Consider the following 7,500-nt stretch of genomic DNA (forward strand, 5'->3'; position numbering starts at 1 on the left):
TCCGGCCTAACACCCGGAGGTTTTTTTTGCCCTTAAACCTCATCACTAATTGAGCTAGCTCAACCCCCTCTTCCCAAACTCAAGTCATACTAAGCACGTCCAAACTCAATACCAGCCCGACTTCAAAGCCAAAAAGCCGGGAGTGCGCATTTGGAAATTGCTGACGTCTTACTCGACATCCTTATCATTCTTGTTGTCGCCAGGGTGCTTGGCGATATTTCTCGCTATTTTGGCGCACCGAGTGTTATTGGCGAACTCTGCGCTGGCATTTTGATTGGCCCGAGCTTATTCGCATGGGTAGAGGTCAACGAGATTATATTTTTCTGGGCGAAATTGGCGTCATTCTATTGCTGTTTGACGTAGGATTGGAGACTGACCTAGGGAAGCTTGTATCCTCAGGCAAAAGTCTACTGTCGTGGCGCTAGGAGGCTTTATCGCGCCCTTTCTTGGTGGCTTTGCGGCAAGTTACTGGTACTTTGAACTATCACTACTTGTATCACTGTTTATCGGCGGAACCTTAACCGCCACCAGCATTGGCATCACCATTCGAACACTTTCAGATCTTAACCGACACCAAAGCGACGAAGGACAGGTAACATTGGGCGCCGCCGTACTCGATGATATTCTCGGCGTAATACTTCTTGCCCTACTCTATGACTTCTCAGTCAACGGCAATATCGACCTTATGAGCGCCGGTAGAGTTTTCTTATTTGTCGCGATATTTTTCTGCTTGGCTCCAATTCTCGCCAAGCTGTTTTCTCGAATTATCCAAATATTAGATAAAAGAATTAACGACCCAGGATTAATTCCAACCACTATTGTCGCATTAGTATTGTTCTTTGCCTGGCTCGCTCATTTATTTGGAGCCCCGGAATTACTCGGAGGCTTTGCCGCCGGACTAGCTTTATCGCGCCGCTTCTTTTTACCTTTCGGCATAGCGCTACATAGTTCACCCAAGTTCTCTCACAAAGTGGAAGTACAGATAAAACCCATCGTTCAACTATTCACACCAATATTCTTTGTATCCGTCGGTCTTTCGATGGATCTACGCTCGGTCGATTGGTCTTCATCATTCTTGTGGGAGTTTTCTTTAATATTACTTGTCTTGGCTATATGCACAAAGTTCGCCGGAGCCCTACTTATTAGCGAACCTCTAGCCAAACGTATCGTCATAGGAATGAGCATGGTGCCACGTGGCGAGGTTGGCCTGATATTCGCAGGCCTAGGTGCTTCTGCAAATATTTTTACAAATGAGGTCTATACAGCCTTAATCATGGTCATCGCCTACACTACCGTGCTATCACCTTTTTGGATAAAGCTCTATTACAAAAAATATGGACATTTATTGGGGGATATTGAAAAAACCAAAGGTAATACCGACTACGGCGCTACTTTCTTATAAATCCATCCAGAGCGCGCCAAACATTGATTACGTCTTAGGATAAGCCTGGTTAATTTCTTTAGTGGCTGCTCAAGCCCTTCTGTATAAGCAAAGGCATGTCGCTTAAGCTCCCCATTCTCCGATTGGGTAGTGATAGTATTGTTATATAAAGCGCTAAAAGCACCATTATCACCCGCACCTTTCGACATTACGAGTTCAAGTAAAAAAGCATGATAATCCTGATTGACTCGCTCAAGCACGGATATATTGGAAACAGTTTGTTCACCTAGCCCTAAAGAAATCCCACCCATTACAGATTCAGTACAACGATCGAACTCTTGACTTAGCGGCACCTGCTGATTGCTCTTTATTCCAAAATCTGAGTGTTCAAAAAATACATACGACTCCCTAGACTCTATCGAGCTAAGGTAGTCATCCATGAACGGACTACTTGAGCAGGCTAAAAGAGAGAGTGACATTAAAAGCAGAAGAATAATTCTAGAAATATGCACTGTGATCTCCTAAGCACTTAAATTAAGATATAACACAACCTAAAGCAGTTTGTTCTATTAAGTAAATAAAACCCTACCTGGCGGCCGTATTTGGAGAATAAAGGCTGAATATTTGTTTTAACTTGGGAAAACTTGTTAAGTTAGATCGACTTTTGATAACTAAGAAAGGATTGGTACCAGTGGGCGGACTCGAACCGCCACGTCCCGAAGGACAAGGGATTTTGAATCCCTCATGTCTACCAATTTCATCACACTGGCCCAGATGCGGCGCATTATACGCCATACAGAAAAATGATCAACCGCTATCAATGATTTTATTTATATTTACTCATGTAATTAGCAACTTACCTAAGAATAAAGCCGCAAGGAGAAACTAGCTAATTATCTTCAACTAACAATTTTAGCTCCAGAGTACCTATTTCCATATGCTCAATAGAAATAAGCTCTTCGTCACTTTCAATACTGGATGTTTGCCCAAGAATATCTCTGGTAGTGTTAACCAATAGAAATCGTTCACCACCATCCTTAGTAGAGTCAAGCTGAAAAAAGCCCTCTAAATAACCATGAGCGAGCCAAGTTTCAGAATGATACTTTAATAAGGGGCCCGTAAATATACGCAGTGGCTGCTTATCGCTATCCAAAGTAACTAACTGAGGAAAGAATACACCATTATCAATGCCAAAACGTTTATGACGCCGTACAAAGCTTCTTATGCTTAAAGCTTGCTTTTCTTTGGTTTGCGGTAAGCTCAACAACAAAAAACGACTATCGCCACCTGAAAACCGATAAGGTAGCTGATCTTCGTTCATTTCATAGTAGTGAGCTTTACCTAATTCAAGTTCGATAAAGTCAACATTTGGTAGTGTTTGGCAGCAAGTACTTGAGAAACCATCAAAGTAGTCATCAGAAGTAAAGTTTTTAGCAAACAAAGCCGCGGCAAAAGGGTCAGCGCTTTCAGGAAGGTCGGCACTGGCTGCGGACTTCTCCAAAACACTTGCTTCCGTAAATTCGATTTTTTTCTCTCTTTCTTTTTCGAGAGCAGCCTGGACAGCATCAGCGTCATAATCAATATTGCGAACCGTTCCATCAGCATCGACTACTGTATAGTAGCGAGAACCTTCACTACTCGGTCGCCCACCGTCGATTAATAGCTTATCACCATCCACAAATTCCTCAGAGTTAACGCGCGTTGCATCGAAATCGTTAAGTGGTGGCGCCCTACGAATAGCGCCAAGAACCTTAGAGCGCTCTAATCTTTCGGTTTCAATATATTCTTTTTCAAAAGGACTTAAGGAATCACCAACATCACCAAGATATTCATTGTCGGTTACGTTCTGGGATTTTGGACTAACAGGTGGTTCAGGAGGCAGCTCTAACTTTGCTTGCTGCTGAGGCTCTTCAGGTTCTGGCTGTGAGTCGATGACAGGCACATCGGCTTGCTGAGCATCATCTACCTTCTTTGCGGAATATCCACCAAAGCTATCTTGTTCAACACTATAGCGTTCAGCAAGAGCTTCCAAAGAAAAGACACACAAAGCTACAAGCAATACTACAGTCGATCTCGAATAGTTCAGCTTCATATAGACCTAGAATTTTCGGTTAAAAGAAATACCCATTCCAAATACTCGAGATGTAAACTTCACATTCAAGCCCGCATAGGGGTTATAAATTACGTTAGTCAAATTCGTACAGTTCAAATTACAACTTGTATTAGAAGGAATGTAATCATCAGACTGCATATAGAATATGCTTGCACTGATATCGGTTCGTTTATCCCACTTGTAGCCAAACCCGGTACCCCACATTTTCATATCACCAACGGGAAGCGGACCAAAAACATCACGCTCGGCTGGTGAAGTTCGTAACTCTAACCCAAACCTGACATCCAGACGAGAATTAACATGCTTAGTTAAACCGAAACCAAAGTGCCAGGTATCACGTAAGCCAATAGGCAAAGTCAGAGAACGACCTGTGACCAACCCCGACAATAGTCGAGCTGTTGTTAGCATTTCCAGAGTTCTATCAAAGTAAAAAGTCCATTCTTCCCACTGACTCCAATCAGTCCATGTCGCATCCACATTGAGGGTATAATCAGGAGTAAGGCGAACTCTCATACCCGTCTTAAACATCTGAGGGATTTTCAAGTCGAGGTTCACATTCCCGGATTCATAGGGAACACCTCTTGGGAGGCCCAGTATTGCAGCGGTAATCGCACCAATGATTGACGCGTTAAAACCGTTCCAGAAAGCTGTCCACTCATCGGTATAGTCCATGAAGAACGTACCTTTAAGCTCCATATCTGCTTCGCTGTAATAGGTTGCTCCCCACGAGAACCAATCTGTCGGCTCCCACAACACACCAAGATTATATGTTGGCGACAAGGTTTGCTGCATATCCATATCGATACGCCCGATATCGTCCCATGGCCCAATATTTCCTTGGCACATAGATAAGAAAGGCTGCAGAGGGTCTCGACGCTGACCGATAGGCTTATCGAACTCACAAGCAAATGCATCCTGAAGTATTTCAACAACCGCAATCAACAAGTTAGGTGCACGGTTATGCTGCGCTATATAGAATCCTTGATGACTAAACTGAATGCCCATGCCAACAGACCATTCATCATTAATCTCGTACCCAACAGCCGGAGAAAAGTAAGTAAAACGCTGAATTGCTGCTTCTTTACCCAAAAATCGACCAGGGTCTTCCAGCTCTTTGTACAAAGCTAAAGCGGAGTGGATATAATTTTTATTTGCAAAAGTAAACTTTGAACCAGGAGGGTTTACCGAAAAGCCAATCTGCGGAGGTAGTATCGTTGGGCCATTCCACACCCATTGCTGCAAACCAAAGCCAGGTAGATATAAAGAAAGCCTGTTAGTATGGCTCTTACCTCGACCATCGCCTCCTACTACAGGGTCTCTCGGTACGGTAGGGTCATAGGTATTAAAGCCTGTACCATCTAAACCAAACAACTGATAGTCATCAGGGGCAGTAAATACGGCATCAAGATCCAAACCAATTAATAACTGATCAACCTCAAAGTGACGCTCTTTGAGTCGGGTAAGCTGAGCGGGGTTATGGTAAACCGCTGAAACACCAGGATTTACGTCAGCCTGCATCGCATTACCCAAGGAAAGAGCCTTAGTATCAATCGTAATGCCGTTCGCTAGCTGAGCTACAACTTGGGGAGGGAAAGCAAACGTAGCAATCAATACGACCACCAGCAGTTTCTTTACTTTCCAATGCAATGATTTCACCAATTAATTCCTTTTCCCATTACTATTCTAAAGATTAAACAAGTGCGCTCGAGAGCAAAGCAGTCATCACCTTACTCCTGACACATGATTACCAGTTGAAAGCACCTATATTAATTGGATAAGAGATCCCCATACTTAAGTCAGACGCATCTTCAGTAAGCCCAAAGCCAAAGCTAACGTTTGTAATCGTCTTAGGGTCAACACGAATACCCAGTGAGAAGTTCATCGAACCACTCACCGAGTCAGGCGAAACTGCCGTCCCCGAACCAACGAAAGTTAATTTAGTTTCAGTACTATAACCAACCTGGGTCGATATACTTAAAGAGGTGTCATAAGAAAGAGAGTAAGAAAAGCCCCCTGAGAAAGAATAGCTCTGCCCTTGGTGAACAGTCTTGAGGAGATTCCCGCCTCGAGGTTGGTTCAAACCACTTTGCTCAAAGGAGTAGCTGGAACTCAGCGAGCCAAACAATACAACTGGGTCCAATACCTTCGATACACTTAAACCCGTTGAAACAGAGTAAGTACCACTACCCGTAGACAAGCGCTCATTAGGGTTAATTTCATAAGGACTGACACCTGTTTTAGTACTTAAGGTAGTACTTAGGGTGACTGTCGCCTTACCTGGTACATAAGCAAAAGGCTGCCAACGCAAACCGAAACTCACATCCCCCCACTCCGTTGCAGATAGTGAGTTCTGAGTATCGTAGCGTGAAGATAAAGGTATCCGGGCATTTAGAGTAAGGTTATTCAGAACTCCGTAGTCAAAGCTAAAGGAGTTTGTAAAGGAATGTGTTCCAGAGGGGTTTACGTCCAGATTTCTAACCACGCCATTCTGAACATCCAAGGCAATTCTCGAATCAGAGATATAAGAGTAATCCAGAGAATAGCTTAAAGACTTTCCACCCGCTTTGAGCAAGGAATAGTTTTTCTCAGCCGCCTGGAAAACCTCTTCCAATTGCTTGGTAGAGTCCTCATCATCTGACTGTCTGGCTAAGGCATCTCGCGCCTTATCAACATTACTTTCTTCAGCACTAATATCCGAAACAAACAGCACGGTTGATGCCAGTAGCACGCATCTAATGACCCAAGAGTTCATTACCTATTCCTTCTATCTTTATAGTTTGTGTCAGTGACTCTTACACGCAGTAACAACTAACCACTTTCCTAATACGAGCAATGCTGCTCACATTTCTTACACGACATATACTTATTCAAAAACTAGTTTCGACGATAATGTAAAAACTTCGTACCATTATCGAAAGTAGTATTCCCAAACTCATCTGTCTGGTTTTTACGGCGCTCTATCTCGTTATTCAATAAATACCGCAAATTATCTTTGTAGTCCGGAGTATAATCAAAAGCCTGCAAAGACAATGTCTGATCATCAATAAAGCGTAAGTCTTCTTCTCTTAACTCAAGCCCATCAATTGGTTTTGTATTCCCTGGAAAGATAACGAACAATACATTTTGATCCCACTTTTCTTTAAAGCGTTCGAGAGTAAAGGTTATATTTCCTTTGGAAGGGTCAGCAATAAAAACACGCCCATCCTTGATTGTCTTAACAACCACGAAATGCTTAAAGCCTGCGTAATGTATTGGCACGATAGCTGGATGATCCAGCTCAATCAAATCCTTTAACTCAGCCTTGAAGCCCCCAGCCGGAAAGCCCAGCGCGGTTACCAAACGCTTCATATCCAGCATTGAAAAGCCTCGACGCTCAACGATTCGCTCATTTTCACCGTAGTGAAGCAAACCTTCCATCACCTGGCGTTCTTGAAAGTTGCGCCCAAGATAATGCTGCAATACAGTCGTTAATGCTGCAGATCCACAGCTATAGTCATACGCCTGCCTAACAATATTACGGTATAAAACGCTAGATAAAGGTTCGACAACAGCTCTTTCTCGAACAAACGATTCACCCTCATTTAGGGCGACAGTATAATGCACGATCCCATTCGGCTGAGGTTCGATATCTTTAAATTGATGCACCAGATTCAAAAGAAGTATTGATGCTGTTGTTACAAGAACCATATTTCCATTTGCCTTAGGTTTCCGTTAAGTTTTTCCGCTTTCTATGCCGAAAAAATTATTACGTAAAGATACATTAATTACTTGAAAGGGAAAGATAACCAGTGCTCAAAATATGCTGAGACTAACCGGAACACCAATGATAATGCTCATTCTCTTAGAAAGGCCTTAATTGCGCCCAACATTGTTTCACCGATGCCAGACAGAAAAAAAGAGGCTTCACGCCTCTTTTAGATTTAGAATTTTTCTATCTCGGCGGCACTGACCGCCATTTCCTGGTAATTCCGATAATCAACTGCTCCGATGCTGGAGCCAAGCATAT

General features: G+C 43.1%; 7 protein-coding genes and 1 tRNA gene. 2 read left to right on the forward strand and 6 right to left on the reverse strand.

Annotated elements, in window-relative coordinates:
- Window positions 1-150: 150 nt before the first annotated feature.
- A complete protein-coding gene (locus A3756_RS28345; RefSeq protein ID WP_068514868.1) occupies window positions 151-363 on the forward strand; it encodes a hypothetical protein in 213 nt (70 codons plus the stop codon).
- Window positions 364-391: 28 nt separating this feature from the next.
- Entirely contained in the window at window positions 392-1,402 is a 1,011-nt protein-coding gene (locus A3756_RS24835; protein ID WP_255374948.1) for a cation:proton antiporter, read from the forward strand.
- Here the strand turns inward: A3756_RS24835 and A3756_RS24840 are convergent.
- The 6 genes from A3756_RS24840 to A3756_RS24865 form a co-directional block, all read right to left on the reverse strand.
- On the reverse strand, window positions 1,381-1,893 hold the full coding sequence (locus tag A3756_RS24840; RefSeq protein WP_156490751.1) for a hypothetical protein: 513 nt from the start codon (window positions 1,891-1,893) through the stop codon (window positions 1,381-1,383). The genes A3756_RS24835 and A3756_RS24840 overlap by 22 nt on opposite strands.
- 171 nt (window positions 1,894-2,064) lie before the next feature.
- Window positions 2,065-2,151, reverse strand: a tRNA-Leu gene (locus A3756_RS24845).
- A 119-nt stretch (window positions 2,152-2,270) separates the two neighbouring features.
- Window positions 2,271-3,473 (reverse strand): MalM family protein, encoded by a 1,203-nt coding sequence (locus tag A3756_RS24850; protein ID WP_068514858.1) that lies wholly within the window; start codon window positions 3,471-3,473, stop codon window positions 2,271-2,273.
- A 6-nt stretch (window positions 3,474-3,479) separates the two neighbouring features.
- Entirely contained in the window at window positions 3,480-5,150 is a 1,671-nt protein-coding gene (locus A3756_RS24855; RefSeq protein WP_197469948.1) for an outer membrane protein transport protein, read from the reverse strand.
- Between the two features lie 88 nt (window positions 5,151-5,238).
- Window positions 5,239-6,246, reverse strand: a complete 1,008-nt coding sequence (locus A3756_RS24860) for a flagellar protein FilC (RefSeq protein WP_068508299.1) — start codon at window positions 6,244-6,246, stop codon at window positions 5,239-5,241.
- Window positions 6,247-6,368: 122 nt separating this feature from the next.
- On the reverse strand, window positions 6,369-7,181 hold the full coding sequence (locus A3756_RS24865; RefSeq protein WP_068514855.1) for a C39 family peptidase: 813 nt from the start codon (window positions 7,179-7,181) through the stop codon (window positions 6,369-6,371).
- Window positions 7,182-7,500 lie beyond the last annotated feature (319 nt).

The sequence above is a fragment of the Oleiphilus sp. HI0086 genome, from assembly GCF_001635225.1.

Bases quoted from the DNA above. Each gene is read 5' to 3' on its own strand.
- A3756_RS24850 (WP_068514858.1), bottom strand. From the start codon at position 3,473: ATGAAGCTGAACTATTCGAGATCGACTGTAGTATTGCTTGTAGCTTTG.
- A3756_RS24860 (WP_068508299.1), bottom strand. From the start codon at position 6,246: ATGAACTCTTGGGTCATTAGATGCGTGCTACTGGCATCAACCGTGCTG.
- A3756_RS24865 (WP_068514855.1), bottom strand. From the start codon at position 7,181: ATGGTTCTTGTAACAACAGCATCAATACTTCTTTTGAATCTGGTGCAT.